The following is a 24,081-nucleotide window of genomic DNA, read 5'->3' as shown; positions in this document are numbered from 1 at the left end:
CCGGTCCGGCCCGCCAACCCCTAGCCGCCGCCCCTAGCCGGTGGCGTCCCGCAGCAGCGTCTTCTGCACCTTGCCGAGCGCGTTGCGCGGCAGGCGGTCGACCAGGTGCACCCGACGGGGTCGCTTGTGCACGGACAGGTGCCCGGCGACGAAGTCGATGAGCTGCTGCGGCTCGGCGCCGTCGGCCACCACGTACGCGGTGATTTCCTCGCCCAGGTCGGGGTGCGGGGCGCCGACCACGGCGGCCTCGCTGACCGCCGGGTGGGCCAGCAGCGCGTCCTCGACCTCCCCGGCGCCGACCCGGTAGCCGCCGGTCTTGATCAGGTCGATCGAGGCGCGCCCGACGATCCGGTGCCAGCCGTCCGGCCCGATCACCGCGATGTCGCCGGTGTCGAACCAGCCGTCCGGCATCGGCACCGGCTCCCGGTGCAGGTATCCGCTGAACAGCGTCGGCCCGCGGACCTGGAGGCGGCCGATGGTGCTGCCGTCGGCCGGCACCTCCGTGCCCGCGTCGTCGACCAGGCGGGTCCGCACGCCGGCCAGCGGCAGCCCGACGTGGCCGGCGCGGCGGACACCGTCGGCGCGTCCGCTGACGGTGATCAGCGTCTCGGTCATCCCGTACCGTTCCAGCGGCGGCTGGCCGGACCAGGCGGCGAGCCGGTGGAAGACCGGCACCGGCAGGGCCGCGCTGCCGGAGACCAGCAGCCGGGCCGGGCGCAGCGCCCGGGCGGCGGCCGGCTCGGCGGCGATCCGGGACCAGACCGTCGGTACGCCGAAGTAGAGCGAACCGCCGGCGGCCGCGTACGCCTGCGGGGTGGGCCGGCCGGTGTGCACCAGCCGGCCGCCGATCCGCAGCGGGCCGAGCAGGCCCAGCACCAGGCCGTGCACGTGGAACAGGGGCAGCCCGTGGACCAGCACGTCGTCGGGGGTCCACCGCCAGGCCTCGGCGAGGGCGTCGAGGCCGGCCGCGATGGCCGCGTGCGGGATCACCGCGCCCTTCGGCGCGCCGGTGGTGCCGCTGGTGTAGAGGATCAGGGCGGGCTGCTCCGGTGCGGGCGGCGCCCAGTCGACGTCGGCGCGCCCGGCCCGCTCGACGGGCAGCCCGGGCGGTTCGCCGTCGGCGGCCGGCTCCCGGGTCGGAGTGAGCAGCAGCGCGGCGCCCGAGTCGCGCAGGATGTGCCCCCGCTCCGCCGGGCCCGCGTCGGGTGGCACCGGGACGACGGGTACGCCGGCCAGCAGCCCGGCGACGACCGCGACGGCGGTGGTCACGGTCGGCTCCGCCCGGACCGCTACGGCGGACGCGCCACGGATGTCCCGGGCCACCGACCCGGCCCAGCCGAGCAGCTCCTGCCGGGACAGGTCCCGGCCGCGCAGGCGCAGCGCGGCCGGGTGGTCGGCGCCGGCGTGCAGGGCGGCGAGCAGCATGCGGATCAGGCTTTCTGGACGGCGGGCGTGGCGGGTCCGGGCGGCACGCAGGACACGCTACTCGGCGACCCGGGTGCGGCCGGTCCAGCGGAACACCACCGGCTCGCCGTCGGCCGGGGCGGCCGGGTCGCGCTCGAAGTGCTCGTAGCCGCCGTTGTGCGGGAGCTTGACCTTCTGGTCGCCGGCGGCGAGCCGTTGCAGCCGCCACTCGGCCGGCAGGTGCCGGGGCCCGCCCTCCAGGACGACGTCGATGAGCCGCGCCGCCTCCGCCGCCAGGCCGAGCGGGTCGCGGCCGTCGTACGGGGCGGGGCAGGTGCTGGTGGGCTGCGACAGTTCAGTCATCACGGGAACCTTTCACCTCGATTTCACCGCACCGCTTCCGTGGGCGTACGGCGCAATTCGCCGAATCGGTGGGCCGGCGACGTGAACGTGTTTCCCCCGAATGGGGACGAACCTCGAACGACGGTGGTCGAGCCGCGGATAACGCGTGGTCAACGGGGTGTCCTGAGTGGGCGGAAGCGCGGCGACGCCGGCCCCGACCAGGGCCAAGTTATCCACATCACACCGGCCCGCCAACCCTTATCCGGACCCCTACCGAAAATGCTGGTCGGTCGATGGCCGCGCATTGCTCCGGCTTTAGTTCGCGGTCCCATGCTGGCGCGGGCGCAGCGTCTGTCCGACGACGGTTCCGGCGCCGGCCGCCGCGCCCGCCGCGCTGGAACTGAGGAGAGAGCATGACCGTCACCGTCGTGTCCCCCACCGTCGGCGTCGACGCGCCCACCGATCCACGGCACCCGCTGGTCCGCCTCGGCCACCTGTTCGACCCGGACACCATGGCGGTGTTCCGGCCGGCCGACGAGGCGGGGGTGGCGGTGGCGACCGGCCGGATCGCGGGCGCGCACGCGGTGGCGTACTGCACGGACGCCACCCGGATGGGCGGCGCGCTCGGGGCGCGCGGGGCCCGCAACATCGTCGAGGCCATCGACCTCGCCCTGCACCGGCGCTGCCCGGTCGTCGGGCTGTGGCACTCCGGCGGGGCGAAACTCGCCGACGGCATCGAGTCCATGGACGGCGTCGGGCAGATGTTCGCCGCGATGATCCGCGCCTCCGGCCGGGTGCCGCAGCTCTCCGTCGTCCTCGGTCCGGCCGCCGGCGCGGCCGCCTACGGGCCGGCCCTGACCGACCTGGTCATCCTCTCCGCGGCCCACGGCCGGCTCTTCGTGACCGGGCCGGACGTGGTCCGCCGGGTCACCGGCGAGCAGGTGGACATGGAGACCCTCGGCGGGGCGGGCACGCACAGCCGCTCCTCCGGGGTGGCCCACGTGATCGCCGACTCCGAGGCCGACGCCTACCAGCGGGCCCGCCGGTTCACCGCGCTGTTCGCCCGTCCCGGCGTCTTCGACCGGGGTGCCATCGCCGAGCCGCGCGACCTGCGGGCGCTGCTGCCGGAGGCCGCCCGGCGGGCGTACGACGTGCGTCCGCTGGTGCGCGCCATCGTCGACCGGGACTTCGAGGAGGTGCAGCCCCGCTGGGCCCGCAACATCGTGACCGGGCTGGGCCGGCTGGGCGGGCGCACCATCGGCGTCATCGCCAACAACCCGCTCTACAAGGGTGGCTGCCTGGATTCGTTGTCGGCCGAGAAGGCGTCCCGGTTCGTGCGGATGTGCGACTCGTTCGGGGTGCCGCTGCTGGTGCTCGTCGACGTGCCCGGCTACCTGCCCGGGGTCGGCCAGGAGAGCGGCGGGGTGGTCCGGCGCGGGGCGAAGCTGCTGCACGCCTTCGGCGAGGCCGTGGTGCCCCGGGTCACGCTGATCACCCGCAAGTCGTACGGCGGGGCGTACATCGCGATGAACTCCCGCTCGCTGGGTGCCAGCGCGGTGCTGGCCTGGCCCGACGCCGAGGTCGCGGTGATGGGCGCGCAGGCGGCCGTGGAGGTCCTGCACCGCAAGGCGCTCGCCGCCGTCACCGACGAGGAGCGGCCGGCCCTGCTGGCCCGCCTGATCGCCGCCCACGAGGTGGCGGCCGGCGGGCTGGACCGGGGGCTGTCGCTCGGCGTGGTCGACGAGATCATCGACCCGGCGGACACCCGGCGCCGGGTGGCGGAGGCGATCGCCGCCGCACCCGCCGGTCGCGGCCACCACGGCAACATCCCGCTCTGAGCCGCAGCGCCGCCCGGAGCGGGGGCCGATCGGAGCCGGAGTGTCGCTCGGAGCCGGGGGCCGCGCTTTCCGCGCGGACCGGGCCGGTGCCGGCGGCCGTCGCCGTCGACGGCGAGGGCGCCCGCGCCGGACCGGTCCGCGCAGCGGTCGGTCAGGACGGCCAGGGCGGCGTCCGGCCGGTCACGGTCAGCACGAGCACCAGGTCCTCGACGAGCCCGTCGGTGAACCAGGACCGCACGTCCGCCTGGTCGGGCAGCTGGATCTCCCAGTCTCCGGTCGGGTCGCCGCCGGTGAGCGGCTGCCAGGCCGCGCCGCCCGGACGCCGGGTCCCCACCACGCCGCCGGTCGTGCTCACCGGGCCGGTCGCGGCGACCCGCACCCCGCCCGTGGTGCGCGCCAGCGAGGTGACCGTGAGCTCCTCGGTGAACCCGGGCGCGCGGACCGCGAAGAGGGTCAGCTGGCCGGTGGCCAGGTCGGCCAGGTGGGGCGGGAAGTCGTCCGGGGTCAGCGGCAGCACCACCCGCATCCGCGCGGCCGGATCCGCGACGCCGTCCGGGTTGTTCAGCTCGTACCAGGCGTCCGGGAACTGGTTGCGGACGCTGAACGACCGGTCTCCGACGAACCGCCGGTCGAGCCGCCGGATCACCTCCTGCCGGTACTCCTCGCTGTCCAGCGCGGTGTACTCGATGGTGAGCAGCACGTCGGCGATGGTCCGGTAGTCGAACGGGTTCGCCGCCCTGGGCAGTTCGAGCCGCCACACCGTGTCCACGCCCATGCCCTCGAACGGCAGCAGCATCCCGGTCTCCGGCTCCAGGTCGAACAGCCCGGTCGCGTTGATCGGCGCGGTGACCGCGATCGACTCGGTGTCCCGCCGCAGGGTGACCGTGTCGAAGCTGTCCCGGGCCACCACGGTCCGGGAGACGCCGGACGCGGACAGCACCGCGCGGATTCCCCGGGCCGGCGGCACCAGCGCGATCAGTGACACCTTGACCCGGTTGACCAGGCGCAGGTAGTGGCCGGGGAACTCCCGGTCGAACAGGTCCTCCGGGGTGGCGAAGGTCAGCACCCCGGTGCGGCGGAACTCCTGCAGCTCGTACCCGGCGATCTGGGACAGTGACAGGGTCTGGCTCAGGTGGAGCTTGCGCCGGTTGGTCTGGAAGGCGTACTGGTCCAGCCGGACGATGTCCTGCAACAGCCGGGCCGAGCCGGTCAGGCCGCGCCGGTCCACGCCCGGCCCGGTGTCGTCGCCGGCCGCGCCGGCGTCCTGCCAGTAGTCCGCCGCGACGAACCCGAGCGCCGGCTCCTGCCGCTCGAAGGAGAGCTGCGCCTGGGCGAGCTGGGCCAGCGCGGTGGCCTGCTGAAGGAAGTACGCGTAGACCCGGCCCAGCACGCCGCTCATCCAGGCGTGGAGTTCGGCGTTGGTGAACTTGGTGGCCAGGAACTCCGCGACCGCCTCGGCGTGGTCCTGCTGGAGCCCGGCCAGGGCCCGCTCCCCCAGCGCCAGCGCCCGCTGGTTCTCGGCGAGCAGCACCTGCTGGCCGCCGATCGCCACGTCCCGCGTGGCCTGGCCACGCTGCAGCTGCCAGTCCTCGGCCCGCCGCTCGAAGCCGGCCCGCACCTCGGCGATCCGGGCGTCCGTCGCGGCCAGGTCGGCGTTGCCGGACAGGTAGTCGGTCAGCATGCCGAACGGCGAGAAGCCGCCCCCGGAGGCGACGCTCGTCGCCGCCGACACGACGCTGCCGAAGAAGGAGCTGATCCGCGCCTGCTCCTGCAGCGACCGCGCCTCCTTCAGCCGGTCCAGTTGGGCCCGCTCCCACGAGTTGAGCCCGGCCGCCAGCCGGTTACCCAACGCGGTGGCCAGGTCCTGCGCCTTGTCCCGCTGCAACGTGGCCAGCCGCACCCCGACGTCGGCACCGGCCACCTTGAGGTCGGAGATGCCGAGCGCGGCCTCGGCCACCTTCAGGTCGTGGCCGGCCTGCAGCAGCCCGTAGTTCTCCGCGTCCACGCTCTGCAGCGCGGCGAGGTAGCTGGACTCGACCTGCTGGGCGATCGAGACCAGGTTCTTCGCCCGTTCCACCAGCACCGGGTAGCGGTACGGGCTGGGCAGGAAGGACGTTCCGTCGGCCAGCGCGGCCGGGTCCGCGAACCCGACGATGTTCAGCCCGGCGTGGATCTTGTCCAGGCCGGCGCCCGCCCGGGCGCGCAGCGACGTCCAGACCGGATTCGCCGGGAACGGCACCTCCGGGCCGGTCTCCAGGGCCGCCTCGGGCAGCCGGAGGATGTCCACCACCGCCTCGTACAGCGCCCGGGCCCGGGCGTTGGAGTCGGTGCCGCCGCGGGCGAACTCCGAGTCGGCGAAGCCGAGCATGCACTCCACCACCGACAGGATGGTGAACCGGGTGTAGGCGCCCTTGCGTTTGCGGGCGGTGAAGTGCGGGTTCAGTTCCTTGATCTGGGCCAGCCAGCCGGGGAAGCGGTCGAAGTTCGACCGGGTGCCGGCCTCCAGCACCAGTCCGTGATAGATCGGTCGCTGGGCGGGCGGCAGGTGGTACGCGAACACCGTCTGGTACCAGTCCAGCGCGGTGGCGTACTCCTGCGCCTCCTGGAGCTTGCGCCCCAGCGCGACCGGGACCAGCCAGAAGATCTCCCGGAGGTGCTGCGGGATCTGCGCCTCCCGGGTGATCGGCTGGGCCGGCGTGCCGGCCGCCGCCACCAGCGTGGCGCAGAGCGCGCGGTGCGCGGCGAGACCGGCCGCGGTGCGCCGGTCCGTCAGCTCCAGGCCGGGCAGGCCGGCGCCCACCTCGGCGCGGACCGCGGCGAGGAAGGTCCGCGCCAGCGCGCGGGCGCCGTCCGGGGTGAGCCGGCGGGCCGCGGACAGGCCGGCCAGGAGATCGCGGTACGCCTTCGTCGGCGCGAGCTGGATCTCCGCGGTCACCACGTCGGTCTGGAACAGGTCGGGCTGGAGCTGGTTCTCCGGGTACGCGAACGCGCGCATCGCCGACCGCCACCGCCGGTAGCTGACCAGCCACTGCCATTCCAGGTCGAAGGACTGCTCGTCGGCGATGGTCAGCGCGGGCCCGGTCCCGTCCGGCGTCAACCGGCCGGTACGCGCGGACACCAGCAGGGTCTGCACCGAGTCCACGGCCTGACCGACCCGGCTGGTCCGCCCGGCCGAGGCGCGCAGGTCGAGGCAGAGCTCGCGGGAGAGCCGCCCGGCGGCCTGCTCCGGCGACTCGGGCGTGGGCCGCCGGCGGCCGATCTCGGCGATCAACTCGTCGCGCAGCGCCGGCAGCGCCCGCCGTTCGACCGCGTCGACCAGGGCGCGGAAGGCCGCGTCCAACGCGTCCGCCTGACGGGACCGGGCGGCCAGGGTACGCCGCCAGTCGGCGCGCACCGCCAGGTCGACCCGCCAGCGCAGCGGCCCGTCCGGCGGGCTACCGGCCGCGGCGACGTCCGCGACGAACGTCGCCGGTTGCAGGATGACGCCGCGGCTCTGCTCCTCGGCCCGCCACTGCGGGTGCCGCTGGCCCTTCTGCGCCTGCACCAGGATCGCGGCGACGTCGGACCACTCCTGGTCCAGCGTCTCGTCGGCGGCCAGCAGCGCGCGGACGCGGGCCAGGTAGCGGAACGCGTCCGGCGCGAGCGCGACCGGCCGCAGGTCGGCGGCGATGTCGTGCCCGTCGGCGTCCCGGGCGGCCAGCGCCGGCAGGTCCACGGCGCCGACGTACTCGGCGACCGCGCCGTCGAACCCGGCCAGCGACCGGCCGGTGCCGGAGAGCCGGGACTCGACCGCGGCCTGGGTGGTGGCCACCCAGTCGGTCCGTTCCGTCCACACGGCACGGGCCGGGTCCGTGGGCGACGGGCTGCGCAGCTGCGCCCCGTCGACCAGGTCCGGGTCGATCACCGGCAGCGCCCTGTCCGGCCCGTCCCGCTCCGCCTCGTCGGCGGCCCGCCACCGGGAACGCAGCGCCGCCTGCCGCCAGAGCAGCACGCCGGGCACCGCGAGCGGTGGGCGCAGCGGGTCGCCCGGCGCGGTGGACCGGTAGCCGAAGAGCTCCTCCAACTGGGCATCGGTGACCTGGTCCGGCGCGACGGTCAGCTCGTCGAGGCTGTCCGGCCGGCCGTCGCCGAGGTGGAACCCGAGCCGCGCGGCGAGGGCCTGCCGGAACCCGGCCGGCTCCCGGCGGGCCAGCCGCAGCTCCTCGGGCGTGGTGCCCAGCTCGTGCAGCAGCGCCTCGTACGCCAGCGCTCGGGCCCGTTGGTCCAGGGCCGCCGGAGCCGGGGCGCCCATCGTCGCGCGCAGCGCCTCGACCGCGATCCGCGCCCCCGGAACGGCTTCCGTCGCCGGCTCGTCGTTCTCGGGCCGGGTCAACCGGTCCAGCGGCTGGCCCAGCCGGGCGGCCAGCGCGGCCGGCGCCGGCCCGGGCGGGGCACCGTCGACGCTGACGTACCGGGCGGCGAGGCTGAGCAGCTCGTCCAGGTAGCTGGTCGGTTCGAAGACCCGGTCGACGGGCCCGGGCACGAACGGCATCCGCACCGTCACGTCGACCGACACGGCCTGCTCGAACGGCACCCCCTCCGGCCCGGGATCCGGGTCCGGATCGGGGTCCGGATCGGGATCCGGATCGGGATCCGGATCGGGGTCGGGGTCGCCGCCGTGGTGCGGCGGCAGCGGGGACGGCGCCGGGTGCGGCGCCGGCTGGTGCGGGTGCAGGATCCGCTCCCCGTACGCGGTCGCGGTGATGCGGACCGTCTGCCCGCCCTGGACGGTGTCGGGCAGGCGGCCGGAGCAGCTCCACGCCCCGTCGGAGGCGAGCTGCGCCTCCACCACCGGGCCGCCGGCGCCGAACTCGACCCGCACCCCCAGCACACTGAGCCGGGGGAACCCGAGGCCACGCGCCGCCGCGATGCCGGCGACCGGGACGACGAGTCCCACCTCCTCGCCGCCGACCGGGCTCTGGATCGTCACGAGCATCGACTGCGCCACTGTTGCGCTCCTTAGCGGTTGGTCGGTCAGAACCCGAGTGAGCCGTAGCCGTAGATCCGGGTCAGCCCCGAGTAGGTCTTGCCCAGCACCTCGTTGCCCTTGTCCGCGGCCGCTTCGACGCTCTTCACCCCGATGTAGCCGATCGCGACGCCGGCCACGGCGATGCCGCACGCCTCCGGCGCGAAGTAGCACATGATCGGGATCACCGTGCCGTTGTGGTCCTTGGCCTCCATGATGCCGACGATCGGGTACGTGGTTTCCACCCCGATCCGCACCACGTCCTTCGCCGTCGGCATCTCGCCGGTGACGAGCAGCTGGAAGCCGATCACCAGCCCGATCGCGGCCATGCTGTTCAGCAGTTCGACGTCCACCGAACCGCGCTGGCTCGACCGGCCGGTGCTGCCGCGCGGCTTGCGCAGGGTGGAGCGGGCCGTCATGTCGCCGGCCAGGTCCCCGCCCGCGCTGAGCTTGAACAGCGGCTTCTTGATGGACTCGAAGAACGTGCGCTGGTGCTGCGCCAGCCGCGCGTCGCCGGTCTTGTAGTCGATGCCGGCGGCCAGCACGTCCTTCGCCTTGCGCCCGACCAGTTGGTCGGTGCTGGACACGCCCTTCTCCAGGATCGCGACGTCGATGGTGACCGAACCCTTCGGGGCGCCGCCCGGCTTGCCGGCGAAGTCCCAGATGTTGCCGGACGGATCGATGATCACCTCAGTGACGATGCGGTTGGCGGCCACGTTCGGGGCGTTGAACCGGGCGCTCTCCAGGATTCCCTGCAACATGTCGTGCATCCGGGTGCCGAACGGGCTGCTGCCCTCGCCGGACAGCCGCACCTGCGCCGGTTCCAGGAAGTCGTCAGCCAACTGCTGCAGGAAGGTGGCGATCGCCTCCACCTGCTGGTCGCCGGCGCCGCTCGGATCCTGGAAGCGCAGCGGCGAGCCGGCCGCGAACCGGTAGAGGTTGGGCTGCACCCGCGGTCCCTGCGGATCGCAGGACAGCCACCGGCCGAGCCCCGGGTGCAGGTAGCGCGCCGCGTGGTAGTTGAGTCCGCTCTCCTCGTCCCGTTCCTTGCCGGCGTAGCGGTAGCGCTTGCGGGTGAAGCTGCCGAAGGCGGTCTCGCCGTACGGGGTGAACTCCTCCCGGTTCGTCAGCTGCCCGGCGCCGTCCAGCACCACGGTGGCGCTGCCGACGTGGTCGGCGAGGTGGACCTGGATCGCCGGCCCGCTGTCGGCGGGGTGCGCCGGGCCGACCCGGACCAGGGCGACCCGCCGCCGGTTGTCCAGCACGTGGATGGTGTTGTTCGCCCCGGACGCGCCGCCGGCCGTGGCGCCGGCCCAGCGGTGGTGCTCGAACACCTCGCCCAGGTAGTGGGTCACCTCGACCGCGCCGCCCTGCCGCCGGACCAGCTTCTTCACCCGCTGCCCGGCGGCGTCGTAGAGGTACTGCGCGTGCACCGACGGCTCGGCGCCGGCCGGTTGGACCGCGAACGAGACGAGCTGGTCGGCGTGGTTCCAGGCGAAGTGCCGCGAGGTCGTCTCGGCGCAGAGATTGCCGTTCGCGTCGTACCGGTAGTCGTACGGGGTGCCGCCGGTGGTCACCCGCCGCAGCCGGTTGCTCCCCGGGTCCACGGTGTGCTCGCGGGTGAAGCCACCGGTCGAGGAGTGCGCGAGCCGGACCAGCGAGCCCGCCGCGTCGTACCCGTACGTCTCGAGGTACGGCCGGGTCCGGGTCACGTCGGTGCCGCGCGGCAGGTCCGTCCAGGGCAGGACGTCGACGGTGAGGTCCGACTCCCGGCCGGTCGCCCGGCACAGCCGGTACGCCGGGTCGTAACCGAACTGCCGGTCCAGCGCGTCCGGGGTCAGCGGCAGCCCGCAACCCGGCGTCCGGTCGCGGATGGTGAGCACGTTGCCCACCAGGTCGTAGTCGTACCCGTGGTCCTGGAGCACCTGGCCGTCGCGCACGCTGTACAGCCGGGCCAGCCGCGACGTGCGGGCGTCGTACGCCTGCCGGGTGACCACCCCGTTGCCGTACTCGACGAGGGTGCGCTGCCCCTTGGCGTCGTAGTGGATCCGGGCCAGGTAAACCGTGTCGTCGAGCAGCATCCGGTCCAGCTCACCGGAGCGGTTGTACGACGGACGCAGCTCGCGCCGCCGGCCGTCCACGTCGGCCGGGAGGGTGTGCCGCATGATCCGGTTGAGGGCGTCGAACGCGGTGCTCGTCCGGTACGCCGTGGGGTCGAGCAGGCCGGCCTCGTGCTCGTCGCGGGTGCGTCCCGGCGGCGGCGTCCAGTCCACCCGGAACGCCGGCACCTGCCAGCCGTGCCCGGCCGCCTGCGCGTAACCGGCCAGGATCGGCCCGTCCGCGATCATCCGGCGGGTCGACTCCCGGACGTTGCCCTTGAAGTCCACCGATTCGACGGTGACCAGGCCGGCCTCGTCGTACTGCCGGACCGCCCGCCCGAGCAGGTTGCGCGCCCGGGCCGTGTCCCGCTCGGCGGCCGGCTGGTCGGGCCGGCCGGCGTCGCCGTACTCGACGCGCTGCCGCAGGGTGACCGGGTCGTCCGCGCCGTCGCGGGCCCAGACCCGCACCGGACGACGCAGCGCGTCGAACGCCACCAGGTGCAACGCTCCCCGACCGTCGCGGCTCTCGATCGCCACGTCGGCCGCGTCCGGGACGGTGTCCCGCACGCCGGCGTCGACGCTCTCCATCCGCCAGCGGCGGCCGGCCAGGTCGACCCGGAAGCGGAACGCGACCCGGTCCAGCGGGTCGGTGACGCTGACCAGGTTGCCCTGGATGTCGAAGCTGGACCGGGTGACGAACCAGTCGGCCGGGTCGGCGCCGTTGCGGGTGACGCCCCGCACGGTCCGCCCGAGCGCGTCCAGCTCCGCGCTGGCCGGGGTGTTCCAGTGCGAGCGGTACGCCTCGGCCGCGCCGCCGTGGCTGCGACCGGCGTTGTCGTTGGCGTCGTAGGTCCAGCTCTCCCACGGGGTCGGGGTGACCACGTCCGGGTCGGCCAGATCGACCGGCACGCCGAACACCACGCGCTGTTCGCTGCCGTCCGGCTGGACGGTCCGGACCACCTGGCCGCGCGGGTCGTAGCCCGTGGTGACCCGCTGACCCAGCTGCGCCTCCCCGGGCGCGGCGAACTCCCAGCCGGTGGCGAAGAACGGCTCGTAGGCATGGACCGGCTGGCCCTTGTTGTTGTAGACCGTCCAGCCGCTCACCGTCACGTTGTCCGGCGCGCCGGCCGGGCGGGTACGGGTCACCACCGGCCCCACCGGGAGCGACTGGTCGGTGGGGACCACGGCGCCGCCGAACTCCGGGTCGCCGGCCAGGGTGTCCTCGGCGAGGGTGCGGGTCTGCACGAGCCGGCCGAACCCGTCGGAGTACTCGACCGACACGACGGCCTCGTCGCGGCGCGGCAGCGGCACCTCCGTCTGGGTGTCGTGGTAGGCCCGGTGCACGGTCCGCACCGACGCCGGCTGCCCGCGCTCGGCGAAGGCCCGCAGGTCGTACTCCAGCCGGACGGTCGGCTCGACCGCGTCGCCCTCGCCCGCCGCGCCACGGTCGTAGCGCGCGGTCACCAGCCCGATCGGCGAGAACGACACGCTGGTCCGGTTGCCGTTGGCGTCGACCACCTCCCGGGGCAGCAGGACCCGCAGGTCGTACGCCGCCGTGGTGGCCAGGCCGGCCGGATCCACCGCCCGGACCGGCAGCAGGTCGTGCTCGTCGTACCCGAACCGGCTCTCCGCGCCGAACGCGTCCCGCGAGGCGAGCAGCAGGCCACGGGCGCCGTAGCGGTGGCACGCCCGGGTCAGGTAGTAGCCGCCGCCGTCGTACCGGTAGCCGGCCAGCGGCGCGGTCATGGCGCGGAACTCCGGCGGGTACTCGGCCGGCCACGGGTCGCCGCCCGCCGGCTCCAGGAAGGGCGGCCGGCCGCCCAGGTCGGTAAGGAAGTCGTCGGTGAACGCCAGCGACTCGGCGCGCACCGCCAGGGCGTGCTCCCCCAGCTGGCCCAGGGGCAGCCCGGTGTACGGGTCGCCGTCGTAGTAGGTCCGGGCGTGGCCGACCACCCGCAGCGGCGCGGTCCCCGCGAGGACCGCGTCCCGCAGCGCGGCCACGCTCTGCCGACCGTCGTCGCCCACCTCGACGCAGCGCGTCTCGCAGACCCGGTCGACGAGGTACCGCTCGGCGTCGTCGCGCTGGGCGTACCGGGTGGTGGCGTAGGTGGCGAGGTAGGGCTCGGCGGCCACCGGGCCGGTGGACCAGGGGTCCCGCCCGCGTGGCACGGCGACGTCCAGCTGGCCGGTGGGGTTGCCGTACCCGTCCGGCTCGGTGCTGACGGTGATCCGGGTCATCGGCTCGTCGCCGCGCTCCCACTGGGTGACCCGCCGCGCCACCGGGTACGGGAAGAAGACCCGCCGCGGGCCGGCGGCCGGCTCCTCGCGCAGCCCGGACAGCGCCTCGGTCACCGTGTACGGCCGGTGCTGCCGCGCGCCGCCGTCCCGCGCGTACAGCTCGGTGCGCAGCACCTGGCCGCGCAGCGCCCGCAGCGCGTCGCGGCGGTCCGGCCGGGCCAGCCCGGCCAGCCACCCGGCCATCCCGGCGGGGCGGGTGAGCCGCGCCGGGTCGCCCGGCCAGTACTCGTGGCCCAGCTCCAGCTCCGCCCAGTCGGCGGCGTCGGCGGCGGTGACGGGCCCGACGTGGAACCAGGTCTTCGTCAGCGTCGGTGCGGTGTCGTACGCCTCCGGCGGGTCGACCGTCTCGGCGTCCAGCTGCTCGACCATGGCGAAGCCGCGGAACTCCCGGTCCACCCCGTCCCAGTAGCCGTGGTGGTAGCGGTACTCGCGGCTGACCTGCCCGCCGGAGATCTGGTCGGTGGACCGGACGCGGGCCACCACCTGCACCGGGTACGGCAGCGGGGTGCGCCACCGGGTGGCCGGGTCGGCCTCGTCCCGGCGGTAGTCGACGGTCGACGGCCGGTAGTCCACCGTGGTCCGCGCGCCCAGCTGGTTGTCGACGCTGGACAGCAGGTAGGGCTTCACCCCGCCGGTCAGGTCCAGGAACCGGGGAGCCACCCGGTGGGTGCCGGCCGCGGCCCGGCTCCACAGCAGCCCGGCCATCCCGGTGCCGAGCAGGTCGGCGAGCTGGACGGCGTCCGAGTCGACCAGGTCCGGGGTGCCGGTGACGGTGACCGGGTGCTCGGTCCAGCCGTTGCCGGCCTGGTTGCCCCAGAGCAGGACCCGGCCGTGGTCGAGGTAGACGAGATCGGCCACGCCGTCGCCGTCCACGTCGCCGAGCAGCAGCCGCCGCGGGTCGTACCCGGGCGGCAGCCGGGGCGCGTGCCGCATCTGGACGGCCGGCCCCCAGCGCCCGTGGCCGAGGTTCGGCCAGTACGTCACGTTGCCGTCCCGGACGAGCACGATGTCCTGCAGACCGTCGCCGGTCATGTCGGCGAGGCGGACCTGCGGATCGGACAGGTCGACCGCCGGTCCGGCCGCCACGGCGGTACGCTGCCAGGCCCGCCGGGGATCGGCGTCGTTGAACCAGCACTCCAGCCGGGTGCCCGAACGCAGCACGTCGGTGAGCCCGTCGCCGTCGAGGTCGACCAGCCGGACGGCCGGGTCGGCGAGGTCCACGCTCGGCGCCTGGCGGTACGGCCGGAACGAGGACCGGCTCCAGCCGGGACCGGCGCTGCCCGCCCCGAAGCTCAGCGGGAAGTAGCCGCTGCGCGCGCCGGAGGTGACGAGCAGGTCGGGGCGCCCGTCGCCGTCCGCGTCGAGGAACCGTACGCCCGCCTGGCTCAGCGCGACCGGCGGCGCCTCGTCGACCGGTCGCGGCAGGTCGAACCGCCCGTCGCCGCGGTTGCGCCAGGACCGCCAGCCGGCGCCCAGCTCGACCAGGTCGGGCAGCCCGTTGCCGCGCAGGTCGACGAGGGCCAGCTCCGGGTCGTGCAGCGGGCTCATCGGCAGCCCCGGCCCGCTGATCGGGGTGAAGCGGCGGCCGGCCGGGTCGAACCCGGAGTAGCCGAACGTCAGGGACGGCAGCGCCTCCTCGCGCCGCGCCGGGCCGGACTCGTCGATCCCGACCACCTCGACGCCGGTGAGCAGCGACACGCCGGTGAACCCGGCCTGCGCGTACGCCAACCGGTACTCGCGGGCCACCCGCTGCTGCCCGTCGGCGGCTCGGGTGACCACCCGCACGGCCCGGCAGCGCAGCGACGTGCGGACCTCGAAGCCGGCCCGGTGGTCCGAGAACGGGTCGGGCCTCGGCTCGTACTCGAACAGCACGGCGACCAGGAACGACGGCTGGGCCGGGTCACCGTAGTCGACGTACTCGATGCGGGACAGCAGCGGCTGATCCCAGCGGTGCCCCTCGGTCTCGCCCCGGTCCCGCAGATAGGTGTAGCGGACCTGGTTGCCCAGCGGGTCCACGGTCCCGGTCACCCGCCAGCCGAAGATCCGGTCGGCGCGGTCCGGGTCGCGTACGGTCGCGGGGTCGGGCTCGCCGGCGGCCCGGTGCGGCGTCCCGTAGTGGGTCAGCAGCCCGCTGCGGTCGCGTACCGCCCAGTAGTCGCCGGTGTCGTCGCGGACGTGCTCGATCCGGGCGAACAGTCCCTCGGTCCGGGGGCGGTAGCGGGTCCGGCCCGGCTCGGCCCCGGACACCGGCACCAGGTCCTCGGCCCCGGACAGCAGGAACGTGTCGTCGCCTTGATACCGCGGCACCCCGCGCGACGTCTTGCGGGTGATCCCGGGCAGGCTCAACGCCCAGCCCAGCCCGAACGGTCCGTTGCCGTGCCCGGTGCTGTAGCCGAGCGCGAGCGTGGGCTGCACGCCACGGCGGCCGGGCGGGATGGCGAGCGGGACCGAGAGGTTGCCGGTGCCGGTCAAGAGGTCGGCCGAGAACGCCTCGCCCATGCCCTTGACCGCGCCGCCTCCCGTCGGCAGCGAGATCACCGCGCCACCCGCGACCGGATCCGTGCCGCCGCCGTCACCCATGCCGCCGCGCCCCCTCGGTTGGCTCGACGTCCCGCCCGGCCGGCGCCACATCGATCCTCGCCGACAGTGTCGGGCCGGCGGCGGCGCGGATCTGTCGGGTAGCTGCCCGTCCGGCTATCCGGGAACCGACCGGCGCCGTCAGGGCAGCGAGACGCCACCGTCCACGTTGAGCAGGTTGCCGGTGATCCACGAACCGGCCGGCGAGGCCAGGAAGACCACCGCGGCGGCCACGTCGTCGGCGGTGCCCAGCCGGCGCAGCGGCAGGGTGTCGCGCATGTTGCCGAACACGTCCGCGCTCTCCTGCGACGACATGCCCATCATGTTCACCGCCACCCCTTCGGTGGGGATGGGGCCGGGGCCGATCGCGTTGACCCGGATGCCGTGCGGCCCCCACTCGCGCGCCCAGGAGCGGGTCAGCGAGAGGATCGCCGACTTCGCCGCGCCGGCCGGCGAGTAGAGCGGGAAGCCCCGCTCCGGATCCGGCATGAGGATCGAGATGATGGTGCCACCGCCGGCGCTGATCATGTCCCGGACGAAGGCCTGGCTGACGTAAAAGGTGCCGAACAGGTCGATGTCCACCACGGTGCGGAAACCCCGCGCGCTGACCTTCTCCGCCGCCATCCGGAAGTTGCCGGCCGCGTTGTTCACCACCAGGGACACCGGGCCGAGCTGCTCGCGGACGCTGCGGGCCAGGGCCCGCACGGCCCCCTCCTCGCGTACGTCGCAGGGCACCGCCACGCAGGTGCCACCGGTGTCCACCTTCAACGTCTCGGCCGCCGCGGCGAGCCGCTCGGCGTTGCGGGACGCGATCGCCACGGTGGCGCCGTGCCGCAGCAGCGCCCGGCTGATGCCGTACCCGATGCCGGTGCCGCCGCCGGTCACCACCGCGACCTGCCCGGCCAGCGCATCCGGCGCGAAGACCTGTCGTTCCGTCACGTCGACCCCTTCCTTCGGTCCGGGCGCGCGGCCACGAACCAGCTCCCCATCTGCGTGCGCCGCCGGCTCACCACCGGGTCAGCGTGGACACCGCCTCGGCCGGACTGGGCTGGGCGGCGATCTCGGCCCGCAGCCGGGCGGCCGCACCCGCCCAGCCCGGGTCGGCGAGCACCGTGGCGACCGCGGCGGCGATGTCGTCCACCGTGGTCGCGTCGGCCTTCAGGGCGACGCCCGCGCCGGTGGCGGCGAGCCGCTCGGCGTTGAACGTCTGATCCGGCACCGGCGTCACCAGCACCTGCGGTACGGCGCAGACCGCGGCGGTGAGCATGGTGCCGGCCCCGGCGTGGTGCACCGCCGCGGCGCAGCCGGGCAGGATGAGGTGCAGCGGCGTCTCGGTCAGCAGCCGCACCCCGGCGCCCGGGTCGCCGAGCGCCGCCCGGTCGGACTCCTTGACGGTGACCACGATCTCCACGTCGAGCCGGCGCAGCGCGGCGATGATCTCCGGGACCTGGAAGCCGTCGGCGCCGACCGCGAGCGTGTTCGACATGCTCCACGACACGCAGACCCGGGGGCGGTCGGCCGGCTCGGCCAGCCCGGCCGGCACCGCACCCGAGCCGTTGTACGGCACGTAGCGCACCGGGACCCGGTCCGGCAGGTCGACGCTCTGCAGGCTCGCCGGGCACGGGTCGACGGTGGCCGCCGCGTACCGGGGCCGCTCGGGCACCCCCAGGCGGGCGTAGAGGGCACGCAGCTCGGCGGGCCACTCGGCGGGGTCGGCGCCCAGGCCCGGGAAGTGGTCCAGCCCCGGCATGTACGGGCCCCACAGGTGGTGCACCAGCGGGCAGCCGGCGGCCGCCGCGACCACCGGCCCGACCAGCGTCACCGGGTCGGTGACCACCAGGTCGGGGCGCCAGCGGCGGACCAGGTCGACCAGTTCGTCGGCCATCGCGGTGGCGGCCGACACGTGCGGGACGTACTGGAGGTTGCGGAAGTCGCGCAGCACCTGCGGGGGCAGCGCGCGCATGCCCTCGACGCTGGCCGGCATCCGGCCGCGGGCCTGCCGGATCCGGTCGTTGAGCCCGGCCACGCCGGCCATCAGGTCGTACCCGGCGCCGACGGGCGCCACCACCAGCCCGGAGCGCAGCACCGGCTCCACCACCGGCGGCTGCCCGGCCACCCGCACCTCGTGCCCGGCGGCCCGGAACGCCCAGGCCAGCGGCACCATCGGGTAGTAGTGGCTGGACCAGGCCATCGGGATGAACAGGACTCGCACGGGTACCTCCTCGGTGGGGCGGCCGGTCAGGCCGACCGGCTCAGGGCGAGGTGCCGGTCGATGACGTCCCGGTAGTAGAGCGGGCCGAACTCGGGCAGGTCGGGCAGCAGCCGGCGCAGCTTCGCCAGGGAGACCCGGTACCGCTGGTGGCCGTCGACGAAGCGCCGCCGGGCGTGCACGCCGAGCCGCCGCTCCAGGTGGTCGACGATGTCCTCCACCGGCACCGCGCGGCCGGAGGCCACATTGACCACCTGGCCGGCCACCCCGGCGACGAGCAGGCCGTCGAGGATGTGCACCACGTCGTCCAACGCGATCAGGTCCCGGTGCGCGCCCCGGAAGACGTCGACCTGCCCGGCGAGGACCGCCCGGGTCAGGAAGGGCAGCAGCTGGTGGTCCGGCTGGTCCGGGCCCACCACGTAACCGAGGCGCAGCGTGAGATGGCGCACTCCCGAGTCGCGTACCAGCAGTTCCAGGCCGAGCTTGTGCCGCCCGTACGGCGAGCGCGGGGTGACCGGCTCGTCCTCCCGGCCCGGGCAGCCGGGCGCGCCGTACACGTCGGCCGCGGCCGAGGAGAGGTAGACCAGCAGCCGGCCGTCGCGGCGGCACCGCGCGGCCACCTCGGCGACCCGGCACCGGTCACGGTGGTACTCCTCGGCGGTGGCGGTGCGGGTGCTGGAGACGCCGGCGGCCAGGACGGTCACGTCCGGGTGCGCGTCGGCCAGCCGGGCCAGGCCGCGGCCGAGAAAACCCCGCCCCACCACCTCCATGCCCGTCCGCCCCTCGCCCGATCGCCGCGGTGTCGTCGCCGAGCGCACCATCGGGACCTGAAGGATCCACAAAGCCGACCCAACACCCCCCGCCGACGGGCCGTCCGGCGGGCGGTGAGCGGGCCGCCGGCTTGCCGATCCGGCGTACGGTGGCGGCCATCGACAGGTATTGCGGTGGAAACACGCGGCGGGCAAACTTCACTCGGCACTGTCGCGCGGTCACTCTTTGCGAGCCGCAACGGAGGAACAACAACGGGTCGACCGGGGGCGTTCGAGGATGACCTTGATCGAGCGGACCGACGAGCTGAACTCGTTGATCGGCGAGTTGTCCAGCACCACCGGCGGCGACGGGCGGGTCGTCCTGGTCAGCGGCCCCACGGCGGTCGGCAAGACCGATCTGGTCCAGGCCTTCGCCCGGGCCGCGAGCGAGCGGGGCGCGGTGCTGCTCTCGGCCACCGCCACCCGCGGCCACCGGGATCGCCCGCTCGGGGTGGTCGCCCAGCTCATGCGGCAGGCCGAGCCGCACTCGGCGGCGCTGCGCCAGCTCACCGAGAACGCGGTGCTCACCGCCACGCTGCACATGCACGGCGCCGACGACGCCCACCAGGTCCGCCCGGCGGTCCTGCACGGCCTCTGGAGCGAGCTGGCCACCCTGGCCCAGGCCCGGCCGATCGTCATCGTGGTCGACGACCTCCAGTACGCCGACGTCTCGTCGCTGACCACCCTGCTGTTCCTGGCCCGCCGGGCCAGCACCGGCCGGGTGATGCTGGTGTTCACCCTCTCCGCCGACGCCGACCCGGGGCGTTCGGCGCTCCGCGGTGAGCTGCTGCGGATGCCGCACTGCCGGCGGATCCGGCTCGTCCCGCTGTCCCGTTCCGGTCTGGCGGCCCTGCTCGCCGAGGTGCCCGGCATGCGGGAGCGGCCCGGCGTGGCCGCCGAGGCGCATGCGCTCACCGGCGGCAATCCGCTGCTGGCCCGCGGGCTGCTGCTGGACAACCGGCGCCCCGCCGGGGAGCCGGCGGCCGGGCTGCTGGTGGGTGACGGGTTCACCCGCGCGGTGCTCTCCTGCCTGCACCGCACCGACGGGATCGTCCGCCGGGTGGCCCAGGGCGTGGCGCTGCTCGGCGGCGAGAACGACGCGGCGCTGGTCGCCGACCTGCTGGACGTGCACGCCGTGCTGGTCGACGAGGCGATGATCGCGCTGCGCACGGCCGGCCTGCTCGGCTTCGACGGTTTCCGGCATCCCCGCGCCCGGGCCGCGGTCCTGGAGACCCTCGACGCCGAGGACCTGGTGAACCTGCACGCCCGCGCCGCCGTCCTGCGGCACCGGCAGGGCGATCCGCCGCTGGAGACCGCGCGGCACCTGGTCAGCGCCGGCCATCCGAGCGCGGAGTGGACGATCGGGGTGCTCACCGACGCCGCCGAGCAGGCCCTCGCGGGTGGCGAGCTGGACCTGGCGTTGAGCTGCCTGCGGTTGGCCGACGCCCAGTGCTCGGACGCACGGCAGCGGGCCGCCATCCGCACCACGCTGGCCGCCGTGGAGTGGCGGATCGATCCGGGCACCGCCAGCCGGCACCTGCCGGACCTGGTCGACGCCCTGCGGCAAGGGCTGATCAGCGGCCGGCACGAGGCCATCGTCATCGAGTTCCTGCTCTGGTCGGGCCAGCTGGACACGGCACGCGCGGCGCTGACCCGGCTGGTGGAGCGGCCGGGCCCGCCCAGCGGCGAGGCGGCGGTCACCATCGCGGCGCTCCGCCCGTGGCTCGGCCACGCCTTCCCCGAACTGGGACGCCTGCTGGAGGATCACCAGCCCCGCTCCGCCCTGGTACGCCCGGCGCGGGTGCTCGCCGACCCGACCCTGCACCGGGTGGACGCGCTGGCCGACGCCACGCCGCACGGCGACGGCGTGACCCGGTCCGAGCAGCTGCTGGCCAAGTGCGACCCGGACGAGCTGACCCTCGGCACGATCGTCACCTCGCTGGCCACCCTGATGTACGCCGACGAGCTGGAGAAGGCCGACTCATGGTGCGACCGGCTGCTGCGGGCGGTCGGCAACCGGCGGGCACCGACGTGGCAGGCCCTGCTGACCGCGATGCGGGCCGGCATCCTCGGCCGGCAGGGCAACCTCCGGGAGGCGCAGCAGCAGGCCAACGACGCGCTGAAGCTGCTGCCGGCGGCTAGCTGGGGGGTGGCCCTGGCGATCCCGATCGCCACGTTGATCCTGACCGCGGTGGGGTTGGGCAACCTGGACGAGGCCGCCGCGTGTCTCGGGGTGGCGATGCCCCCGGGGCTGTTCCAGACCTCGTTCGGCCTGACGTACCTGCACGCCCGGGGGCGTTACCACCTGGCCGCCCGGGACGCCCCGGCCGCCCTGGCGGACTTCGAACGGTGCGGGGAGATGTTGCGCCGGTGGGGCCGGGACGAACCGGCGATGCTGCCGTGGCGCAGCGACGCCGCCCTGGCCCTGCTGGCGCTCGGCCGGCCCGGGCCGGCCCGGGAGCTGCTGCGCGAGCAGCTGGACCTGCTCGCGCCCGGGCAGCACCGGACGCGCGGGCTGACCCTGCGGGTGATGGCCGCCGCCGTCGCGCCCGCCGAACGGTTGGCCCTGCTGCACGAGGCGCTGACCCACTTCGAGGCGTCCAGCGACCGGCTGACCCTGGCCATGGTCTTCGCCGACATCAGCCGCACCCAGGAGCTGCTCGGCGCCCGGCCGCAGGCCGAGGCCGCCGCGCGCCAGGCGCAGCTGTGGGCACGCGAGTGCGGGGCGGAGGCCAGCGTACGGCGGCTGCTGCCGGCGACGGTGCGGGTGGACGTGACGGAGGAGGCGCTGCCCGTCGTGCCCGAGGAACGGGTGACCGACCTGAGCGACGCGGAGCGGCGGGTGGCCGGCCTGGCGGCGTCCGGGCACACCAACCGGGAGATCGCCGACCAGCTCTTCGTCACGATCAGCACGGTCGAGCAGCACCTGACCCGGGTCTACCGCAAACTCAACGTCCGGCGCCGCACCGACCTGCCGTGGGAGTTGCAGACGGAGGGCGGTCGCCGGGGCTGACCGGCCGGGTCAGCCGGGCCGAAGCTGACCGCCGGGTCAGCCGGGCCGGCGCGGTCCGGCCCGGCGCAGCGCCGCCCGGGTGAGCGCGTCGAGGCCGGCGACCCCGGTGTCGTCCCAGGGGCGCCGGACGCCGTCGGCGGCGCTGCCGCAGTCGCCGGCCACGGCCGGATCCCGGTCGTCGCCGGCCAGCAGGGCCAGGTATTCCTGGGCGGTACGGCCGGGCGGCAGTCCCAGCGCCGCGGCCGTCGGCTGACCGGGCGGCGGCCGCAGCCCGTGCCCGGCCAGTTCCTCGTTGACCTCGAGGTCCGCGGCGAGCCGCCAGCGGCGCCCCAGCCGGCGGTCGGCTCCGGTCGCCGCGCCGGGCCGCAGGGGCGACCGCCTGGCGTGCCCGCGCACCAGGTGCCCCACCTGGTGCAGCAGTCGCCAGCCGAGTTCGTCGACCGGGGTGAGCAGGGCGGTCACCGGATCCACGTACGCCACCCAGCGGGGATCGGCCGGGAAGGCCGCCAGGCGCCGGTCGCGGACGGCGACGCCCGGGCCGACGTCACGCGCCGGGCGCACCGAGGTGATCACGGCCAGGACCGCGGTGGCCGCCGAGGGCACCCGGCGCACCGCCCACAGCCGGGCGGCGGCGAGCCGGTCCATCACCTCGTCCAGTTCGACCGGGTCCGGCCTCACGACCTGCGCCCTGGGCGGTGTCCGCCGTCCGCACCGGTCGCCCCTTCCGGGGCCGGTGGCACCGTCCTCGGCCGGACCGGAGCGGAGTCCCGGTGGCGTCCGGCCCGGGCCCGCCGCCGGCCGGCACGGGGCCCGGACACCGGCTGCGGGCCCGCCCACGCGCTACGTCCGTCCCGCCGGGCGCGGATGTCGGCCATGCCAGTCCTCCCCTGTTCCCGCGCGGCCACCCGCCCGCCGGCCGGGCGGCGTCGACCGGCCCTCGGCGGTGATGGTGACCGGCGCGCCGGTCCGGGGCGTGCAGGACCTCCCGTCGCGTGCGCGGGAGGGCCGGCGGGGTCAGCGGGCGGGGAATTCCTACCGACTGCGAATCGCGGTCGGAGCCTTCCTCGCCAGGTCCGTACGGGCGAGCGCGCCGTCAGCCGACCATTCCACCACCGCGATGGTGGTCCCGATGGCGAGGCCGCCCCATTTGCCGCGCCTCGGGGCCTACTGCGGACGAAGACCGTGAATTCATAGTTTGGCCGACGTACTAAGGGCCGAACGTACGAATTGCCGCCATGCGGTCAGCCTATGGCGAATTTGTGGGTTCGTCAACCAGCACTGACTACCGGAAAGTAGCCGGCCGGACACCCAGCGCGGTACTCGCGCCGACCGTCCGGACCGGCGCCCGGCGGCCGCGTTTGGGGCGGCTTTGGCGGGCCGGGCCACCATCGCCGGGTCGACCCCGATCGACAGGGAAGGAGGCGGTCCGGTGACCGACCGCGATTCGTCGTGGGCCTCGGGCGGGGCGCGTCCGCGCCCCCGGGGCGGAACGGAGCGAGCATGCTGACCCCGTACCTGCTGCGCGCCCCGGCCGCCGCCGACGGGCTGCGGCTGTTCTGCTTCCACCACGCCGGCGGCTCGGCGGCCGCGTTCGGCACCTGGCAGCGCGGGCTCGGCCCGCGGGCGGAGGTGCTGCCCGTGCAGTTGCCGGGCCGCGAGGGCCGGCTGTCCGAGCCCCGGGCCACCGACATGTCGGGGCTGGTCGACGACCTGGTGCGGGAGCTCGGGGAGCACTTCCGCCCGCCGTTCGCCTTCTACGGGCACAGCATGGGCGCGCTGCTGGCGTACGCCGTGGCCCGCCGGCTGCGCGACCGGAGGGCCGCGCTGCCGACGCTGCTCGCGGTCGGCGCCTATCCGGCGCCGGAGCGGCCCGGGCTGCTGACCGACGTGCCCGGGATGGCCGCCGACGATCTCGCCGCGCTGCTGGTCCGCATCGGCGGCATGTCGGAAATGCTGCTCGACTACCCGGAATGGCGGGACGCCGCGATCGACCTGCTCCGTGACGACCTGCGGGTGTGCCACAGCTACCGGCACGTCCCGGACGCGCCACTGCCCACGCCGATCGCGGCGTTCGTCGGCGACCGGGATCCGTTGCTGACGCCCGCCGAGGCGGCGCCGTGGGCCGGGCACACGACGGGCGGGTTCGAGCTGCAGCCGGTCCCCGGCGGGCACTTCTTCCTGCGGGAGTCGACCCCGGTGCTGCTGGGGGCGCTGCGCCGGTCCCTGGCCGCGGCCACGGCGCGGCGCGGTGTCGCGCACGCCGCACCCGGCGAGCGGGGCTGATCCCGGGCCGCCACCACGCACAAGACCGAGAAATGCGACGTGTCCGCTGTCGACGGAAAGGTCAGCTCGCTCATTTGTCGACCGCATTCCGTGCATCGACAACAATCCGACGTCGGTTGCCCACCCACTGGCACGGTGGCAGAATGATCGTCCTGGGGAGGAATTGTTTTGCCGCCCGCAGTTCGGTTGCATTCACCGACCTGC

The 24,081-nt window shown here is 75.1% G+C and carries 11 protein-coding genes; 3 read left to right on the top strand and 8 right to left on the bottom strand.

What is annotated here, in order from left to right; genetic code table 11:
• Positions 1 to 33: 33 nt before the first annotated feature.
• Complete coding sequence (locus LQ51_RS09365; RefSeq protein ID WP_046564317.1) at positions 34 to 1,425, bottom strand: AMP-binding protein; 1,392 nt, start codon at positions 1,423 to 1,425, stop codon at positions 34 to 36.
• A 57-nt stretch (positions 1,426 to 1,482) separates the two neighbouring features.
• On the bottom strand, positions 1,483 to 1,767 hold the full coding sequence (locus tag LQ51_RS09360) for a DUF5988 family protein (protein WP_046564316.1): 285 nt from the start codon (positions 1,765 to 1,767) through the stop codon (positions 1,483 to 1,485).
• Between the two features lie 392 nt (positions 1,768 to 2,159).
• Here LQ51_RS09360 and LQ51_RS09355 point away from each other — a divergent pair, with 392 nt between their 5' ends.
• Entirely contained in the window at positions 2,160 to 3,584 is a 1,425-nt protein-coding gene (locus LQ51_RS09355; protein ID WP_046564315.1) for an acyl-CoA carboxylase subunit beta, read from the top strand.
• Positions 3,585 to 3,735: 151 nt separating this feature from the next.
• Here LQ51_RS09355 and LQ51_RS32680 read toward each other — a convergent pair whose 3' ends face one another.
• The 5 genes from LQ51_RS32680 to LQ51_RS09330 all read right to left on the bottom strand — a co-directional run bounded on the left by LQ51_RS32680 (position 3,736) and on the right by LQ51_RS09330 (position 18,542).
• Positions 3,736 to 8,571, bottom strand: coding sequence for a Tc toxin subunit A-related protein (locus LQ51_RS32680; RefSeq protein WP_046564314.1), 4,836 nt, complete (start codon positions 8,569 to 8,571; stop codon positions 3,736 to 3,738).
• A gap of 26 nt (positions 8,572 to 8,597) precedes the next feature.
• Entirely contained in the window at positions 8,598 to 15,566 is a 6,969-nt protein-coding gene (locus LQ51_RS09345) for a SpvB/TcaC N-terminal domain-containing protein (protein ID WP_046564313.1), read from the bottom strand.
• A 138-nt stretch (positions 15,567 to 15,704) separates the two neighbouring features.
• Complete coding sequence (locus LQ51_RS09340) at positions 15,705 to 16,502, bottom strand: SDR family oxidoreductase (protein WP_046564312.1); 798 nt, start codon at positions 16,500 to 16,502, stop codon at positions 15,705 to 15,707.
• A gap of 67 nt (positions 16,503 to 16,569) precedes the next feature.
• Entirely contained in the window at positions 16,570 to 17,775 is a 1,206-nt protein-coding gene (locus LQ51_RS09335; protein WP_046564311.1) for a nucleotide disphospho-sugar-binding domain-containing protein, read from the bottom strand.
• Between the two features lie 26 nt (positions 17,776 to 17,801).
• Positions 17,802 to 18,542: an NAD-dependent epimerase/dehydratase family protein gene (locus LQ51_RS09330; RefSeq protein ID WP_046564310.1), complete on the bottom strand. Its 741-nt coding sequence runs from the start codon at positions 18,540 to 18,542 to the stop codon at positions 17,802 to 17,804.
• 277 nt (positions 18,543 to 18,819) lie between these two features.
• Between LQ51_RS09330 and LQ51_RS09325 the strand changes: the two genes are divergently transcribed.
• Positions 18,820 to 21,594, top strand: coding sequence for a helix-turn-helix transcriptional regulator (locus LQ51_RS09325; RefSeq protein ID WP_046564309.1), 2,775 nt, complete (start codon positions 18,820 to 18,822; stop codon positions 21,592 to 21,594).
• Between the two features lie 36 nt (positions 21,595 to 21,630).
• On the opposite strand, the gene LQ51_RS09320 is transcribed toward LQ51_RS09325, so the two are convergent.
• A complete protein-coding gene (locus LQ51_RS09320; RefSeq protein ID WP_052744794.1) occupies positions 21,631 to 22,272 on the bottom strand; it encodes a DUF2201 family putative metallopeptidase in 642 nt (213 codons plus the stop codon).
• 822 nt (positions 22,273 to 23,094) lie between these two features.
• Between LQ51_RS09320 and LQ51_RS09315 the strand changes: the two genes are divergently transcribed.
• Positions 23,095 to 23,877, top strand: coding sequence for a thioesterase II family protein (locus tag LQ51_RS09315; protein ID WP_052744793.1), 783 nt, complete (start codon positions 23,095 to 23,097; stop codon positions 23,875 to 23,877).
• Positions 23,878 to 24,081: the final 204 nt, after the last annotated feature.

Origin of the sequence: Micromonospora sp. HK10, assembly GCF_000982955.1 — a bacterium.
Lineage (GTDB): Bacteria > Actinomycetota > Actinomycetes > Mycobacteriales > Micromonosporaceae > Micromonospora.
Note: the sequence above shows the minus strand (reverse complement) of the source record. Positions and strands in the feature narration are given on the sequence as shown.